The 14951-nt window shown below is 69.2% G+C and carries 21 protein-coding genes, 1 tRNA gene and 1 pseudogene; 18 read left to right on the forward strand and 5 right to left on the reverse strand.

What is annotated here, in order from left to right:
• Window positions 1-149 precede the first annotated feature (149 nt).
• Together AB0J87_RS36960 and AB0J87_RS36965 are read left to right on the forward strand one after the other, a co-directional pair.
• Window positions 150-386, forward strand: a complete 237-nt coding sequence (locus AB0J87_RS36960; protein WP_363973071.1) for a hypothetical protein — start codon at window positions 150-152, stop codon at window positions 384-386.
• An 11-nt stretch (window positions 387-397) separates the two neighbouring features.
• Window positions 398-520: a hypothetical protein gene (locus AB0J87_RS36965; protein ID WP_363973074.1), complete on the forward strand. Its 123-nt coding sequence runs from the start codon at window positions 398-400 to the stop codon at window positions 518-520.
• 320 nt (window positions 521-840) lie between these two features.
• On the opposite strand, the gene AB0J87_RS36970 is transcribed toward AB0J87_RS36965, so the two are convergent.
• Window positions 841-2205 (reverse strand): LCP family protein, encoded by a 1365-nt coding sequence (locus tag AB0J87_RS36970; RefSeq protein ID WP_363973077.1) that lies wholly within the window; start codon window positions 2203-2205, stop codon window positions 841-843.
• A 553-nt stretch (window positions 2206-2758) separates the two neighbouring features.
• Window positions 2759-2965, reverse strand: coding sequence for a hypothetical protein (locus tag AB0J87_RS36975; RefSeq protein WP_363973080.1), 207 nt, complete (start codon window positions 2963-2965; stop codon window positions 2759-2761).
• A 5-nt stretch (window positions 2966-2970) separates the two neighbouring features.
• Between AB0J87_RS36975 and AB0J87_RS36980 the strand changes: the two are divergent.
• Window positions 2971-3333: pseudogene (locus AB0J87_RS36980) on the forward strand (hypothetical protein); the annotation flags it as partial.
• On the opposite strand, the gene AB0J87_RS36985 reads toward AB0J87_RS36980, so the two are convergent.
• Window positions 3316-3480: a hypothetical protein gene (locus AB0J87_RS36985; protein WP_363973083.1), complete on the reverse strand. Its 165-nt coding sequence runs from the start codon at window positions 3478-3480 to the stop codon at window positions 3316-3318. The pseudogene AB0J87_RS36980 and the gene AB0J87_RS36985 overlap by 18 nt on opposite strands.
• A 62-nt stretch (window positions 3481-3542) precedes the next feature.
• On the opposite strand from AB0J87_RS36985, the gene AB0J87_RS36990 reads away from it, so the two are divergent.
• From AB0J87_RS36990 to AB0J87_RS37000, 3 genes are read left to right on the forward strand one after another with little or no spacing between them, the layout of a single operon-like run.
• A complete protein-coding gene (locus AB0J87_RS36990) occupies window positions 3543-3863 on the forward strand; it encodes a hypothetical protein (RefSeq protein WP_363973086.1) in 321 nt (106 codons plus the stop codon).
• The gene (locus AB0J87_RS36995) at window positions 3860-4090 is read left to right on the forward strand and encodes a DUF6262 family protein (RefSeq protein WP_363973089.1); all 231 of its coding nucleotides are present in this window, start codon (window positions 3860-3862) and stop codon (window positions 4088-4090) included. Before AB0J87_RS36990 ends, AB0J87_RS36995 begins: the two co-directional genes overlap by 4 nt.
• Entirely contained in the window at window positions 4078-4224 is a 147-nt protein-coding gene (locus AB0J87_RS37000) for a hypothetical protein (protein WP_363974083.1), read from the forward strand. Before AB0J87_RS36995 ends, AB0J87_RS37000 begins: the two co-directional genes overlap by 13 nt.
• A gap of 580 nt (window positions 4225-4804) precedes the next feature.
• On the opposite strand, the gene selD is transcribed toward AB0J87_RS37000, so the two are convergent.
• Window positions 4805-5806 (reverse strand): selenide, water dikinase SelD, encoded by a 1002-nt coding sequence (selD, locus tag AB0J87_RS37005; protein ID WP_363973093.1) that lies wholly within the window; start codon window positions 5804-5806, stop codon window positions 4805-4807.
• A gap of 18 nt (window positions 5807-5824) precedes the next feature.
• On the opposite strand from selD, the gene AB0J87_RS37010 reads away from it, so the two are divergent.
• The 12 genes from AB0J87_RS37010 (at window position 5825) to AB0J87_RS37065 (ending at window position 14009) form a co-directional block, all read left to right on the forward strand.
• A tRNA-Sec gene (locus tag AB0J87_RS37010) sits at window positions 5825-5918 on the forward strand.
• Window positions 5919-5962: 44 nt separating this feature from the next.
• Window positions 5963-7225, forward strand: coding sequence for an L-seryl-tRNA(Sec) selenium transferase (gene selA / locus AB0J87_RS37015; protein ID WP_350738626.1), 1263 nt, complete (start codon window positions 5963-5965; stop codon window positions 7223-7225).
• Window positions 7216-8991 carry a selenocysteine-specific translation elongation factor gene (gene selB / locus AB0J87_RS37020; RefSeq protein ID WP_363973097.1) on the forward strand — a complete coding sequence of 592 codons (1776 nt, stop codon included), beginning with the start codon at window positions 7216-7218 and terminating at the stop codon, window positions 8989-8991. The genes selA and selB overlap by 10 nt, the downstream gene beginning before the upstream one ends.
• A gap of 222 nt (window positions 8992-9213) precedes the next feature.
• On the forward strand, window positions 9214-9648 hold the full coding sequence (locus tag AB0J87_RS37025; RefSeq protein WP_363973100.1) for a hypothetical protein: 435 nt from the start codon (window positions 9214-9216) through the stop codon (window positions 9646-9648).
• Window positions 9648-10178 (forward strand): MauE/DoxX family redox-associated membrane protein, encoded by a 531-nt coding sequence (locus AB0J87_RS37030; RefSeq protein WP_363973103.1) that lies wholly within the window; start codon window positions 9648-9650, stop codon window positions 10176-10178. Before AB0J87_RS37025 ends, AB0J87_RS37030 begins: the two co-directional genes overlap by 1 nt.
• Window positions 10175-10726 carry a hypothetical protein gene (locus AB0J87_RS37035; protein ID WP_319713236.1) on the forward strand — a complete coding sequence of 184 codons (552 nt, stop codon included), beginning with the start codon at window positions 10175-10177 and terminating at the stop codon, window positions 10724-10726. Before AB0J87_RS37030 ends, AB0J87_RS37035 begins: the two co-directional genes overlap by 4 nt.
• Window positions 10723-11070, forward strand: coding sequence for a hypothetical protein (locus tag AB0J87_RS37040; RefSeq protein ID WP_319713235.1), 348 nt, complete (start codon window positions 10723-10725; stop codon window positions 11068-11070). The genes AB0J87_RS37035 and AB0J87_RS37040 overlap by 4 nt, the downstream gene beginning before the upstream one ends.
• A 91-nt stretch (window positions 11071-11161) precedes the next feature.
• Window positions 11162-11752, forward strand: coding sequence for a hypothetical protein (locus AB0J87_RS37045; protein ID WP_350738643.1), 591 nt, complete (start codon window positions 11162-11164; stop codon window positions 11750-11752).
• A gap of 113 nt (window positions 11753-11865) precedes the next feature.
• On the forward strand, window positions 11866-12234 hold the full coding sequence (locus AB0J87_RS37050; RefSeq protein WP_350738645.1) for a hypothetical protein: 369 nt from the start codon (window positions 11866-11868) through the stop codon (window positions 12232-12234).
• Window positions 12235-12351: 117 nt separating this feature from the next.
• Entirely contained in the window at window positions 12352-12810 is a 459-nt protein-coding gene (locus tag AB0J87_RS37055; protein WP_319713232.1) for a rhodanese-like domain-containing protein, read from the forward strand.
• Between the two features lie 137 nt (window positions 12811-12947).
• Window positions 12948-13766, forward strand: coding sequence for a hypothetical protein (locus AB0J87_RS37060; protein ID WP_363973109.1), 819 nt, complete (start codon window positions 12948-12950; stop codon window positions 13764-13766).
• Between the two features lie 12 nt (window positions 13767-13778).
• Entirely contained in the window at window positions 13779-14009 is a 231-nt protein-coding gene (locus AB0J87_RS37065; RefSeq protein WP_363973112.1) for an integrase core domain-containing protein, read from the forward strand.
• A 470-nt stretch (window positions 14010-14479) separates the two neighbouring features.
• Here the strand turns inward: AB0J87_RS37065 and AB0J87_RS37070 are convergent, their stop codons facing one another.
• Window positions 14480-14824 (reverse strand): hypothetical protein, encoded by a 345-nt coding sequence (locus AB0J87_RS37070; RefSeq protein ID WP_363973115.1) that lies wholly within the window; start codon window positions 14822-14824, stop codon window positions 14480-14482.
• Window positions 14825-14951: the final 127 nt, after the last annotated feature.

The following is a 14951-nucleotide window of genomic DNA, read 5'->3' on the forward strand; positions in this document are numbered from 1 at the left end:
ACCTACCGTAGCCAACCGGGGCGTACCGGTTGGCTGTCGGAAACTCGAGCCCAATGGCCCGCACTACGATGCTCGAACCTGGCGATCATCGGCCGGGGGCTGGAGTTCGTCTGAGCAGGAACGCGTTAGTGCCGCCCCTGGAGCACAGTGTGACGCAGCGGGCGGTCATCAATGCGATCATCATCGGCTGCGAGACGGGCACGTACCTGATCGACCGGATCGCGTTGGCGGTCTTCACGGTCGAGATCGTCGCGTGCTTGCATGCCTACCGCAGGCGTTCATCAGCACCCGTGGAACTGGTTCGACACCGCCATCGTGGTGATCACGCTCCTCTCGGTCTCTGGATCTATGTCAGCGCCGCGGGCGCCGCTGGTGGTCTTAGTTAGCGGTGCCCAGCATGCGGCGTGTGGTGGGTGCGCTGCTGACCGCCCTGCCGGGGATGACCCACATCATGGGCCTGCTGGTGCTGATGATCTACCTCCGGCGTCGCCGCGTAGCTGTTCGGGAAGCTCGTGCGTGAACTCCGGCCGTGCGATCACGGCCGGATCGTGCGCGTTGGGCGCCATGGCGCTGGTCCTGGGGAGCAGACGGGTGTCGTGATTCGCCGCCACTCAACCATCTCAAGCGCGCCTTCGGACTGCGCCGCACCCGGTTTTGCCACCACGCAGGCGCCCGAACCGGCGCAGGGCCCGGAATCTTCGCCTACAGCCTCCAGCGGATGACGGTCATCAGCGGGCGAGCGCCGGGGACCTGAGGCCAGGTGCGGCACCTCCACACCCGCGCTTCACTGACATCCACGGCTATTTGATCAAGGGTCACCGCCTTTTTCAGGGCATGTAGCTAGGTTCCCTTCTTCGCGGGCACGCACGATGAGTTCAGCGTGTCCAGCCGGCCGGATTGCTGGGTGAGCGGACGTGGCGAGCGCGTGGCGGTCGCCGTACTCACAGGGGAAGGAGAGGCGGCCTCGGCGCGGACGACCTTGCCCGAGCCGCGGGAGCGCGCGATGGCCGCCCTCACCGACTTACGGATGCGCACATAATCCGGGTAGGCCGGGTTGTAGGCGGGCGGAACGAAGTTCAGCTTGGACACCCGGGCGGTCTTGACCTGCTGAGCCAGCGGGACCAGGTCCTGCAGCAGGTCACGCGGGATGTCGGTGCGGAAGGTCTGCTTGGCCGCCCTGGCCAGGGCGTTGAACTTCAGCAGCACGTTGCTCGGGTTGAGTTGGGTGAGCATGGCGCTCATCACGCACTGCTGGCGGCGCATCCTGGTGTGGTTGTCGGCGCCCGCGCAGGTGCTGCCCGGATGGTCGCGGGCCCGGCCGTACCAGAGAGCCTGGGCGCCGTCGAGGGTGCGGGTGCCGGCCTTGACCACGCCGCCGTCGGAGCGGCCCACGCCGTAGCAGATGTCCTGCTCGACATGGATGGTGACGCCGCCGAGGGCGTCGATCAGGCGCGCCACGCCCCACATGTTGACGAGCATGTAGTAATCGACCTTGAGGCCGAGGATCTGGCCGAGCGCGCCCTTGACCGCCTCCGGGGCACGGCTGGGGGAGTGGCCGGCGACCTCGGGGTGCGTGTCGGCGTAGGCCCAGATGCCGTTGATCAGGTCGGCGGAGCCGCGACCCTGGCCCGGCGGCAGCCAGAAGTTCTTCGGCGGCGGGAACCGCTTGGCCAGCGCGGAACCCGGCGGGAACGGCACGTTCTCCATCTCTCGCGGCAACGCGAAGACCACCGAGTCGCCCGTGCGGACATTGATGCTGACCACGTTGATGCTGTCGGTACGGATGCTCACCCCCTTGCGTGAGCCCGCGCCGTCGCCGCCCAGCAGCGCGATGTTGAGCCGATCGCGCCCCTGCCATGGATCCTTGTGATCGATCGGCCGGGTCGGCGAGGACTTGAAGACCTCGCCGAGCGCGTCGTCAGAGGTGTGGGCGGTCGTGGCGATCAGTCCGAAGGGCAGCGCCACGGCCACCGCCAGCACGCCTGCGACGGCGCCCGTGCCGAGTTGACCCCGGCTGCCCAGCCTGCCGGGGCGCAGCACTACATAGGAGCTGATCACGACCCCGGCCCAGGCCAGCCCGCCCACCACGCACAAGCCTATGACCACGCCCAGCCAGGTCGGATCGAGCAACAGACCAGCCAGTGCCTGGGCGTTGACCAGCGCGACCACGGCACCGATCAGCAGCACACCGAAGATGCCCACCATGATCAGACCGGTACGCTTGCGCCCGGCGCGCAAGTGCGCGGCACCCGGCACAACGATTGACGCGAGCGTCCAGCCGATCACGGATGGGGCAGTCCACCTGCGCATCCGCCCTCCCCTAAGCAACATTTGCCACATTGCGCAAGGAATTTAGCAAATCGGGGCGGGGAGGACCCGACATAGATCGAAGTGGCTTCTTGCCTGGCGATGTGGAGAGAGCTCGCAGGGGATATACGCCGTGCTCCGGCCCGGAACAACGGGACGGAGCCGAACATCCGAGTAGCCGCCCTGCTCGTCCCTGCGGAGACAGTGGGAGCTTGTTGTGTGCACGCGCTGCTGCGGCTCGATCACTGGTTACAGATGTTGCCCGACCCTTCCGCGCCGGCCACCGATCTGAGCCAGGTTGCACGCCTGGCGGCGGCCTTCCGCCTCTGGGACAGCGTCCCGGAGAATTCTCGGCCCCACACCGTGGGACCGCCTCGATCCGGCACACCCAGCGACCTGGGCCCACCTCCAGATTGACCACGCCACCGGTCCTGAACGAGGGCAACTACGATCACGCCTTGGCCCACATCACTGCGTACCTGCCGGTGCTGGGCGCCGCCGCCGACGAGACGGTGAGGGTGACCATCAGCAGACAGCAGTACGAGCTGGCCGGGCAAGGCGAGCCGCAGGTCATGCGGATGCTGCTGCTGCAGATCCTGACCGGCCGCCGCGCCAGCGAGATCCTGCGTTGCGAGTTCGCCTGCTTGTCGCCGGCCACGGATCGTGCGGTGCAGGCAGCCGAGAGAGAGCAGGTCGCGCTTCCACTACGCGCAGAGCAAGATCGGGCGGGCGCCCGACACGATCCTCGTCGACGCCGAGGTTGTCGCCCTCATCGAGGAGCAGCAGGACTGGGTCCGTCGGCACCTCCGTGCCGAAACCCGTTACCTCTTCCCTCAGCGCAAGGCCAACGCGGGCGGCACCAAAGCCTTCCCCGGGGCTTCCTACAACCAAGCCCTTGCCGCTTTCAGTGACCTCGCCCAGATCACCGACAGCACCGGACGGCGCGTGCATCTCAGCCACACGCACCGCTTCCGGCACACCCGGCCGACCCGCCTGGCCGAACTCGGTCTACCCATCCACGTCCTGCAACGCTATGCCGGCCACGCCAGCCTCACCATGTCGATGCACTACATCGCTCACCGGGACGCCGAACAGGCCTTCGTGGCCACCCGCAAGTTCAAGGCCGATGGCACGCTGATCGCCTTCACCCGCGAAGACCACGATGGCCTGCACCTGTTCAACCGAGCCGACCGCTTCCTGCCCAACGGCTTTTGCCTCCTGCCGCCGCTGCAGCAGTGCGACAAGGGCACGCCTGCCTCACCTGCGGCGTCTTCGTCACCGACGACAGCCATATCGACTCCCTGCAGAGGCAGCTGGCCGAGACCAACGAGCTCATCGAACGTACAACGGCCGCGTTCGAGGTCCGCCACGGCGTGCCGATGCCGGCCGACAACGTCTGGCTTGGCCAGCGCAGCGCCGAACGCGACGCCCTGGTCAAGCTCCTGGCCGCGATGGCCGCCGCGCCGGGGCGCGCGGTCCAAGGTGCCAGTGCCCCCACCGGCGGGCCCGTCCCGATCACCATCGACACCACCCGGCACCGCAGGAGCACGCCATGACCACGACACCATCCGCGGCCGCCGAGGAGGCCATCAAACGGCTTATCAGGGACGGCGCCGCGGTGACATTTCAGGCCGTGCAGCGGGAAGCCGGGGTGTCGCATTCCTTTCTGTACGGCCATCCCGTCCTGCGTCGGCGGATCGAGCAGCTGCGCGTGCGGCAGGCTCCGAAACGGATCGCACAGCGTCCGAGAAGGCGGACAGTGACCAGGTTGTGCTCGTTCTGACGGCGGAGATCGCGCGGCTGAAGCGTGCTCACCGGGGGCAGATCGCCGCGCTGCGCGAGGCTCTGGAATGCGCCCATGGCGAGAACCTGGAGCTGCGTCGGCAGCTTGCGTACCGGAGTGCAGGCAGCAGCTGAAGTGGTTACGGACGCCCGCGTTCGCGTGGGGTTCGAGGGGTGCACCGCGCGGGCGTGCGCAAGGTGGAAGGTTTCGCCTGGTTCGCGGGCGCCTTCGCTGCGCGGTGTCGTGCACGCCGCCGGGGTCTTGCACCACCACCCGCTGGTCGAACTGTCTGACACTTTGGCGCCCATGCTGGGCGATGATTGCTGGACAACGCGGTCAGGGAGCGCGGCCTCGACCTGTTCGTCGCCTGCTCCTGCACCAGCGGGGTTCCCAAACCTTCTACGCGGAAACCGGTGGACGAGGGTCACCGGCCGCAATCGCCCTGCGCAGATGGCTGGGCAGCGATATCTTCAACATCGTCAAAACGGAAAGTAGTTTCATCTTGCTCTCCGTAGTCGATGGGCGGAGGTTCGGTGTACGACAGCATGTTCAGAGAGCGGGGCGTGGCGATCGTCGGGGTTGGCTGCCGCCTGCCCGGCGGTGACCTTACAGGGGCGTCAATAAGCTCAGCGGCAGGCGCCAGGCCGGAGCGACCGGCTCGATCCGGCTTCGGCCGTCCGACCTGACGCCGCGGCACCGCCCCGGAGGACCGGTCTATTTCACGATCAGCACCGACTCGGCGCGGGGAACGAGCTCGCCGATGATCGGGTGGCCCGGGATCTCTCCGGCGACGAGCAGCCCGCCCGAGGTCTGCGCATCGGCCAGCAGCAGGCGTTCGTCTTCTGGAACGTCACCGAAGTCGCAGTGGGGCGCCACCCAGTCCAGGTTCCTGCGGGAGCCGCCGCTGACGTATCCGTCACGGACGGCCTCACGGGCGCCTGCGACGTACGGTATCGCGCCGCTGTCGATGACGGCGGTGACCCCGCTCGCGCGGGCGAGCTTGTACAGGTGGCCCAGCAGGCCGAAGCCGGTGACGTCGGTGGCGCAGCGCGCCCCCGACGCCACGGCCGCGCGGGCGGCGTCACGGTTGAGCGTCGTCATCACGGCGACCGCCTCGGCGAACACCTCACCGGTGGCCTTGTGCCGGGTGTTCAGCACTCCGACGCCGAGCGGCTTCGTGAGGGTGAGCGGGACACCCGGCGCGCCGGCGTCCACGCGCAGCAGGCGGTCGGGGTGGGCGCGGCCGGTGACGGCGAGACCGTACTTGGGGTGCGGGTCGTCGATGCTGTGACCTCCCGCGAGATGGCAGTCGGCGGCCTGGGTGACGGCGAAGCCGCCGCGCAGCACCTCGCGAGCCAGTTCGAGGGGCAGGACCCCGCGAGGCCAGCCGAGCAGGTTGAGCGCCATGACCGGCTCGCCGCCGACGGCGTACACGTCGGACAGCGCGTTAGTGGCGGCGATCCGGCCGAAGTCGTAGGCGTCGTCGACGACAGGAGGGAAGAAGTCGGTTGTCGCCACCATGGCGTACGGGTCACCCGGCACCTGGACCACGGCCGCGTCGTCCCCGTGGTCGATGCCCACGAGTAAGTCCCCCGCCGGGGATCCGCCGGAGCCGGTGCGGGCGAACCCGGCCACCAGCGTCTCCAGCTCATTGGGGGGTATCTTGCAGCTACAACCACCGCCGGTGCCGTACTGCGTCAGTCTGAACTCTGTCATGAAACTATGATCACCTCTGGAGGCGTTTAGGTGCCTGGTGGCCCTCCTGGTCTTCAAAACCAGTGGCGTTGAGGATCTCAGCGCGGCGGGTTCGATTCCCGTCCGCCTCCGCTCATCGAGCAGCGGGGGAAGCCGTCAGTGGATCTACGCAGTCGCGTGCCGCGAACCGACAGCATGCTGTCCGACCCGCGGCTCGTCGCCGCCCAGGAGGCACTCGGTCGCGACCTGGTCAAGGCCGCGGTGCGGACGGCGCAGCAGCGTGTTCGCGAGAGCGTCCTCAAGCCGGACGAGGCGGTTGACGCGGTGCTGACGCTGCTGCCGGCGACGGCCAGTGGCATCGGCTCCGTCATCAACGCCACCGGCGTGATCGTGCACACCAACCTGGGTCGGGCGCCGTTGTCCCGTGCCGCGGTGGCGGCGATCGGGGCCGCCGCCGACTACGCCGACGTGGAGTTCGACCTGGCCGAGGGCGGGCGGGCGCGACGGGGCCGTACGGCGCTGGCGGCGCTGGCGGCGGCGGTCCCGGAGGCGGCGGCGGTCCATGTGGTCAACAACAACGCGGCGGCGCTCGTGCTGACCGCGACCGCCCTGGCCCAGGGCAAGGAGATCGTCATCAGCCGCGGCGAGCTGGTGGAGATCGGCGACGGCTTCCGCATCCCCGAGCTCCTCCAGTCGACCGGCGCCAGGTTACGCGAGGTCGGCGCCACCAACCGGACGTCCCTGCGGGACTATCTGGACGCCTGCGGTCCGGAGACCGGCTTCATCCTCAAGGTGCACCCGTCCAACTTCCGCATCGAGGGCTTCACCTCGGAGGTGTCCGTCGCGGAGCTGGCCACGGCAGGCCCGCCGGTGGTCGCCGACATCGGCTCGGGGCTCCTGCGAGCAGAGCCGCTGCTGCCCGGCGAGCCGGACGCCGCCGGCACCCTGCGCGCGGGAGCCGCGCTGGTCACCGCCAGCGGCGACAAGCTGCTGGGCGGCCCGCAGGCGGGTCTGCTGCTGGGCGACGCGGCACTGGTGGACCGGTTGCGCCGTCACCCCCTCGCCCGGGCGCTGCGGGTGGACAAGCTCACCCTCGCCGCGCTGGAGGCCACGTTGCGCGGCCCGCGCCCGCCGGTGCAGGTCGCGCTGCACGTACCCGCCGAAGAGCTCGCCGAGCGCGCGCGGCGGCTGGCCGCGCGCCTGGGCGACCGCGCGGAAGCGGTCGAGACCGTCGCCAGGGTCGGCGGTGGTGGCGCTCCGGGAGTGGAACTGCCCAGCGCGGGCATCGCCGTGGACGGGAAACTCGCCGTGCGGCTGCGCACCGGCCACCCCCCTGTGGTGGGCCGGGTCACCGGCGGGCGGCTGATCCTCGACCTGCGCACGGTCGACCCCGGCCAGGACGAGATCATCGCCGCGGCCGTGGAGCGCGCGTGCATGTGATCGCCACCGCCGGCCACATCGACCATGGGAAGTCGACGCTGGTCAGGGCACTGACAGGGATGGAGCCCGACCGCTGGGCGGAGGAACGGCGCCGCGGCATGACGATCGACCTCGGGTTCGCCTGGAGGACGCTGCCCGGGGGTGAGCGGATCGCGTTCGTCGATGTACCGGGGCATGAGCGGTTCGTCACCAACATGCTGGCCGGGGTGGGGCCGGTCCCGGCGGTGATGTTCGTCGTCGCCGCCGACGGCGGCTGGCAGGCTCAGTCCGCCGAGCACCTGGCCGCGCTCGACGCCCTGGGCGTGCGGCACGGCCTCGTCGTCGTCACCCGCTGCGACCTGGCCGACCCCACGCCCGCGGTACGGCAGGCACGGGAGCACCTCGACGGCACCGGGCTGGCGGGGGCCGAGATCGTGACAGTGAGCGGGCTGACCGGCGCGGGCCTTCCCGAACTGGAGAGAGCCCTGGCCGAGCTCGTCGCCGGGCTTCCCGGCCCGGACGTCGAGGGAGCGGTCCGGCTGTGGATCGACCGGGTGTTCACGGTCAAGGGCGCGGGGACCGTCGTCACCGGGACGCTCGCTCAGGGGACTCTCCGCACCGGCGACGAACTGGACGTCGACGGCCACCGGGTCAGAGTCCGCGGGCTGCAGACGCTCAACCAGGAAACGGACGTGGTCCACGCGACCGCGCGGGTCGCCGTGAACCTTCGCGGCGTCGACCGTGCGGACCTGTCCCGCGGCATGGCGCTGGTAACGCCTGACGCCTGGCTGCGGACTCAGGTCGCCGACGTCCGGCTGGCGCCGGACGCGGGCCGGCGCGGTGCGGCCACCCTGCATGTCGGATCGGCGGCCGTGCCCGTCCACGTCCGGGCGCTGGGGGCCGGCACGGCCCGGCTCACGTTCGACCGGGCCCTGCCGCTCAGGACGGGCGATCGCGCCTTGCTCCGCGAACCGGGACTGCGCGAGATCATCGCCGGCGTGCACGTGCTGGACGTGCGCCCGGCTCCGCTGCGGCGCCGGGGGGCCGCCGCCGCGCGGGCCGCCGAGCTCGGCGAGGCCGGCCTGCCCGACTTCGTCACCCTGTTGCGCTGGCATGGCGTGCTGTCGGGGGCCGAGCTGGCCGCGATGGGCTGCCCGCCGATCGGCGAGCCCGTGACCGGTGACTGGTTCGCCGACCCCGAGCACTGGTCGGCCCTGCGGCGCCGCCTCGCCGACCACGTCGCGCGCCGGCCCCCGCTCGATCCGGGGATCACGCTGGAGGCCGCCGCGCAGGTGCTCGGACTGCCGGACCGCAGGCTCGCGGAAGCGCTGGTCGCGTCGCCGCTGGCGCTCCGGTCGGGCCGCGTGGTGTCGGCCGGCGGCACCTTGCCCGCGCCCGTCGTCAAGGCGGTGGCCGAACTGACCGCCCACCTCGGCGAGCATCCGTTCGACGCCCCGACACCCGAGCGGCTCGCCGAGCTCGGCCTCACCGGCAAGGCGCTGGCGGCGGCGATCCGCTCCGGCACGCTGACCTCGGTCGGGAAGAACGTCGTGCTCCTGCCCGATGCGCTGGACCGGGCCGCCGACACACTGGCGCGGCTCGCCTCGCCGTTCACCGTCAGGGACGCGCGGCTCGCCCTGGCGACCAGCCGCCGCGTCGCCCTCGCCCTCCTCGAGCACCTCGACGCGCGAGGCGTCACCCGGCGCATCAGCGACGACCTGCGGATCTTTCAGGCCCGTCACGGCTCGGCGAAGCCTCCGGCACGTACGGACGACCGCCCGCGCTGAGGGCGCCGGGAACGGGGCTTTCGGTCGGCTGTCAGACTTTTTGGACACCATATTGACAGCCATGATCAAGGCGGCTCACACTGAATTCGCGCGCCGGGCGGCGTCGTAAATTTCCCGGATATCCCGTGAAATGCCCGGTGATGTTTCGTTTTCGGCGGAGGCCTTATGTCAGGTGAGCAGCGTCGTTTCCTGTCCAGACGGAACCTTCTCAGAACCGGCACCGTGGCAACGGTCTCCACAGTGGCCGCCGGGGCTCTGGCGAGCGAGGCGCTCGCGTCGGCCACGACGGTCGAGGAGACCGCCAGAGTGACCGAAATCGCGGCGGGCACGGTCACGGCCGTGGCCGAGCGCGACGGCCGTACCTTCAAGAGCGTCTCCTACACCGGGTTTCCCGAGGGCGTGCTGCCGCGCGTCGGGGACCTCGTCACCGTCACCGACCGGGTCTCCGAGCTGGGGCTCGTAGCCCTTCCCCTGTGCTCCTGGACCACGGGAACGCCGAGCCGCGACAGCAAGGGCGTCGTGAGCCTCAACGGCGTCAAGGCCGCCCCCTCACAGCAACTCAGCGCCGCGGGACAGAGCTCCGTCCTCGTCGCGCTCATGGGCACGACACTGCCGGACGCTCAGGTGCTCGACGTCAGATCGCCCAGCACCGCCTGATGCCGGAACTTCTCTCCCTCCTGGTCCGGTTCTCCGCGGCCACTCTCCTTCTCTACGCCGGAACCCGAAAACTCGCCGAACCGCGCGACTTCCGTCTTACCCTGGCCGCTCTGGCGGTTCCCGGGAAAGGTGCGCTGGCGTACGCCGTGCCGTTACTGGAAATCGCGACCGCGATGATGCTGGCAGCAATGCCATGGCCCATGCTCACTGCTTTCATGGTGGGCGTTCTCGGGCTTTCCTTCGCGGGCGCGGGCGCCATCGCGCTGCTCGGCGGCAAGAACATCGGGTGCGCCTGCCTGGGCCGTTCTTCGCGGCCGCTGGGCGTCAGGCAGATCGCGTACCTGCCCCTGTGGGGCGCCCTGGCCGTGCTGGTGCTGGTGGACCAGAGCGGGCTGCGCGCCGAGCAGGGATTGTGGACTCTGGCAGCCCTGGCACTGGGCCTCGCCGTCCTGGCCGGGCTGCGAGGCTTCCCCCTCGCCCGGGAGAACCGCGTGTTCACCCGGGCTGTCGTCAACAAGGACATTTCGTGATCGCGCTCACCATAGCCGTGTGCATTCTCACCATCGTCGTGTTGATCTGCGTCCTGGCGCTGGTCGACCAGTACCGCACGCTCGAAGTGGTGCGCTCCGAACTGGGGCTGAACGACACCCCCGAGGCGATCGCCCTTCCCGAGGGACTGCCGACGCCGCCGTCCGCGGCCGGGCTGCCGGCCGAGTTCGACGGGCACGATCGCCTGATCGTGCTGATCCTGTCAACGATGTGCTCCACCTGCCAGACCATCGCCAAACGGCTCCGCGGCGAGGTGCCGCACGGCGTGCGGCTCGTCATCGAAGCACGTTCGCACGAGGACGCCGAGACGTGGCTGGTCGCGGCGAGGATGCCCGCCGACCGGGTCATCGTCGACGAGGAGGCCAAGATCGCCACCGCGCTCGACATCACGGTGGCGCCCTCGGCCGTCGTGTTCCAGGACGGGAGGGCCGTGTCAGCCCAGACCATCCCGTCGTTCCGGCAACTAGAAGCGCTCCTGGCCGCGCCAGAACTCATCACCGTCCCTGAGAGACAAGCAGGAGTGGCATGACCACCATGCAGAACGCCGAGCCGGAGACCATCCGCACGCTCAAGGACCCGCTACGCCGCGCCGGAATCTACACGGCCGCCGGCGCCATCATCGCCGGGCTGGCCACCCTCCTCCAGCCGAAGGAGGCCAAGGCCGACCCGCTCGGCTCGCCGTGCTGCGCGCTGGCGACGAGCCGGTGGTGCCCGTACCCGGTGGACCGGCCCCGATGGTACTGCCCGTCCGGATACAACCGCACCTACTGGACCTGCAAGGACGGCAGCAACCGCACGGTGTACTGCGGCGAATGCACCACGTCCTCCTCGTGCTGGTCCGGCTCGTACTACTGCTCCATCTGGTACTACTGACCCCGGCATGCTGACCTACTGGGTACTCTCCCTCGCGGCTGTGGCGGGCTTCGCCCAGCTGTACAGTCCTTGAGGCCAGTCATTCATCGGAGTGATCCGCCCCTTCGTGCAAGGGGATTCTGAACTCGGCCGGCAACGAGCCCGGTCGTTCATCCTCATCCTCACCGCCGCGCATGTCTCGACCGCGACTCTGACGGTGTTCGTCCTGTCGCAGTTGGGTCAGCTGGTCTCCGGTGTGCTTTCCACCTTCGCGGTCACCGTCATCCTGGGCGTCGCGAGTGTGGCCGGGCTGGTGGTCGACATCGTCGCGGCCGCGCGGGGACGCATGTCCTTGGGCCTGCGTCGTCAGACGGCCAAGGAACTGGCGCACACGACGGACACCTGGTGGGTGACACCGTTGCTGTGGGGCGGGGACACGGGCATCATCGGTACGACCTACCGGGTCTCGTTCACGTCGTGGGTCCTGCTGCTTGCGGCCCTGACGGGAGCGGCGCCTCCATGGCTGGGCGCGGTCTACGGCCTGGCCTTCGCGATACCGCTGATCCTTTCCGTCAGCCTCGGCGACCCGACCAGCACGGGGCTCATGCGCAGCCAGCGCATGTGGACCAACGTTCGAGGTGCGCAGATGCTCGGAATCGTCGTCATGCTGGCCCTGCCCCTGTGGACGGCCTGGACATGGTGACACGAAGTTTCCGGTCGATCATCCGGGTCGCGGCATCCGTGGCCGTCGCCGTTCTGTGCGGCGGCGGGTGCGGTGCCGCGGCCCGGCCCGACGCCGAAAGAGAGGCACCGGCGGTGTGTGACGACACCATCCGCGCGGCGAAGGAGGTTCCGCGGGAGCTCCTGGACGACGGCATCGAACGGGCCGTGGGCGAATCCGATATCTGGTTCATCGCGCCGGACGACGCCACCTGGGGCGCTTCTGTGGAACCGGCCGGCAACGGGTTCTACGCCAAACGCCCGCTATGGACATCCAGCGACAAGCCGCCGTCCGTGACGGTCACGGCGGTCGGGACGAGCGCCAAGGGAGAGGCCACGCTCAGCCCCACGTCGGAGGGACTGCCGGGGCCGCTGCCGATGGGCGTCCGCTTCCCCTCACGCGGCTGCTGGAAGATCACGGCCACGTCGGAGAAGGGCCGCGCGGAGATCATCGTCAAGATCTGACATCCCTCGAGGGCTCTCGGGGAACGAGGGTGACGCCCTCGCACCTGAGGTCCTCGCTGATGCCGTCCATCACGCGGATGGCGACCGTCTCCGCCCAGATCCCACCCCTGGAGTCTCGTGAGCATCGACACGCTACTGGCTCGGGCGCGTACCGGGCTGCGCCGCCTATCTCCTGCCGAGGCCTGCGCCGCGGCGAGCCGTGGCACAGGCCTCATCGTGGACACCCGGCCGGAATTCCAGCGCCGCAGCGGCGGCGAGGTGCCCGGCGCCATCGTGATCGAACGCAACCATCTGGAGTGGCGGCTCGATCCGCGCTGCGACGCCCGGATCCCCGAGGCCATTTCGGCGGACATCCGCTGGATCATCCTGTGCGACGAGGGATACTCCTCCAGCCTCGCCGCCTCGTCCCTCAGGCAGATCGGGCTGGCGAACGCCACCGACGTGATCGGCGGCTTCCAGGCGTGGACCGCCGCCGGGCTCCAGGTCAGCCGGCTCGCCGCCCCTGCCCGGCCGCGAGGTCCGGGCGAACCCGGCATCGACGCGAGGCTGACGTCCGCCGAGCACGCGGGTAGGTGATCGCCAACGCCCCGCACGTGGATCACGGGCGCGCCTGGGAGACCGCAGCGAGGAAACCTGTACCGCTTCAAAAGTCATCGCAGGGCGCTTGACCTGCGGATCGACCTGATGCGGTGGTACGGGCAAGATCGGTTCTTGTGTCTCTCCGTCTCCTGTATCTGATCGTGCTCCGGGTGTTCGGCCGGCCGGCGCTGCTGGGTCGGAGCGAGGCGGTCAAGGATGTCGAGATCATGGTGCTGCGGCACGAAGTGACGATATTGCGGAGGCAAGTCACCCGGCCGAAGCCGGACTGGGCTGATCGGGCGGTCCTGGCCGCGCTGGCACGGTTCCTGCCGCCCGGGTTGCGGGCTCATCGACTGGTGACGCCGGCCACCCTGCTGGCCTGGCACCGGCGCCTGGTCCGAGATCGGTGGACGTATCCGCACCGGTCCGGCCGTCCGAGGACGCGCAAGGAGATCCGGGAGTTGGTGGTGCGCCTGGCGTGGGAGAACCCGTCCTGGGGGTATCGCCGGGTGCACGGTGAACTGGTCCGGCTCGGCTATCGCGTGAGTGAAGCGACCGTGCGGCGGATCCTGCGGGGCCGGAGGGTCGGCCCGGCGCCCCGAGACGTCGGCACCTCCTGGCGAACGTTCCTGCGCACCCAAGCACAAGGTTTGCTGGCCGTCGACTTCTTCCACATCGACACGATCTCCTTGAAGCGTTTGTACGTGCTGTTCGTGATGGAAGTCCCCACCCGGCACGTGCACATCCTCGGCGTGACCGCCAACCCGACCGGTGCCTGGACGGCTCAGCAGGTCCGCAACCTGCTCATGGACCTCGGCGTCCGGATCAGCTCGTTTCGCTTCCTCATCCGCGACCGAGACACCAAGTTCACTGGTGTCTTCGCCGCGGTCTTCGCCGGCGCGGGCGTGACGGTGGTGAAGACGCCGCCGCGGACGCCGCGGGCCAACTGCTAAGCCGAGCGGTGGGTGCGCACGGTGCGGACCGAATGCACCGACCGCATGCTGATCTACAACGAACGGCACCTGCGGTCCGTTCTGATCGAGTATGCCGCTCACTACAACGGCCACCGGCCGCACCAGTCCCGCGCGCAGCGGCCACCCGATCATGATGAGCAGACCGTTGTACCGCTGGAAGGCCGGGTCGAACGCCGGAGAGTGCTCGGCGGGCTGATCAACGAGTACCACCGAGCCGCGTAGCCACTCTGGAGAACTTCCAGCTCAAGGCCTACGTGATGAATTTTGAAGCGGTACGGGTTGCTGGGAGTGCCCGCTGTGCTGGACAGGTTGATCCAGCAGGCGATCGCGCAGGTCCTGACGCCGATCTTCGACCCGTCCTTTTCAAGTTCGTTGTTTGGGTTTCGCCCGGGAAGTCCGCCCATCAGGCGGTGCGGGCCGCGCGGCGAGCCATCGACGACGGCCTGCGATAGGTGGTGGACGTCGATCTTGACCGGTTCTTCGACCGGGTCAACTTCGACATCCTTATGGCGCGGTCACCGGTTCGTGCGCTATGCCGACGACCTGTGGGTCTTCGTGCGGAGTGAACGAGCCGCCCGAAGGGTGCTCGGCTCGGTCACAACCGTGGTCGAGCAGCGGCTGAAGCTCAAGGTGAACCGGGAGAAGTTCTCGGTCCGGCACGCGTCGCAGGCGACGCTGCTGGGGTTCTGGTTCTACTTCACCCGCTCCGGAGTCAAGATCCGGGTCGATTCCAAGGCCGCCAGCCGGCTGAAGGATCGCATCCGGAAGTGCGGGCTGACACCGATTTCGCCGATCACCTGGACGGCGGCTATCGGCCCGATCCTGGGGATGCTTGGCATGAGCTCCCGGGCGAGGCGAAAGGGCACCATCATCTCCTCGACCTGCGCATCCAGCTTGGCGAGCCTCTGATCGAGAAGATCGAGATGCTGCAGGTGCAGGCGACACATCAGCGCGTGATGCTCATTGAAGCGGCCCTCCAATGCCATCGACAGGTCACCGATTTTGGCGCGCATGCAGCCCAGCGCCAGCTCGGCCATGGCCGCACCGCGTCATTCCCCATCGATGCTCTCCCGCCCCCTCAACGAATACTCAACAAGTTCTCAACACCGCCCGGCGCACCCTGTGGATCGCCAGTTGATAACAGGACCAAGGGGGCAACATGCG

Origin of the sequence: Nonomuraea sp. NPDC049625 (assembly GCF_040675285.1) — a bacterium.
Taxonomy (GTDB): Bacteria; Actinomycetota; Actinomycetes; order Streptosporangiales; family Streptosporangiaceae; genus Nonomuraea; species Nonomuraea angiospora_A.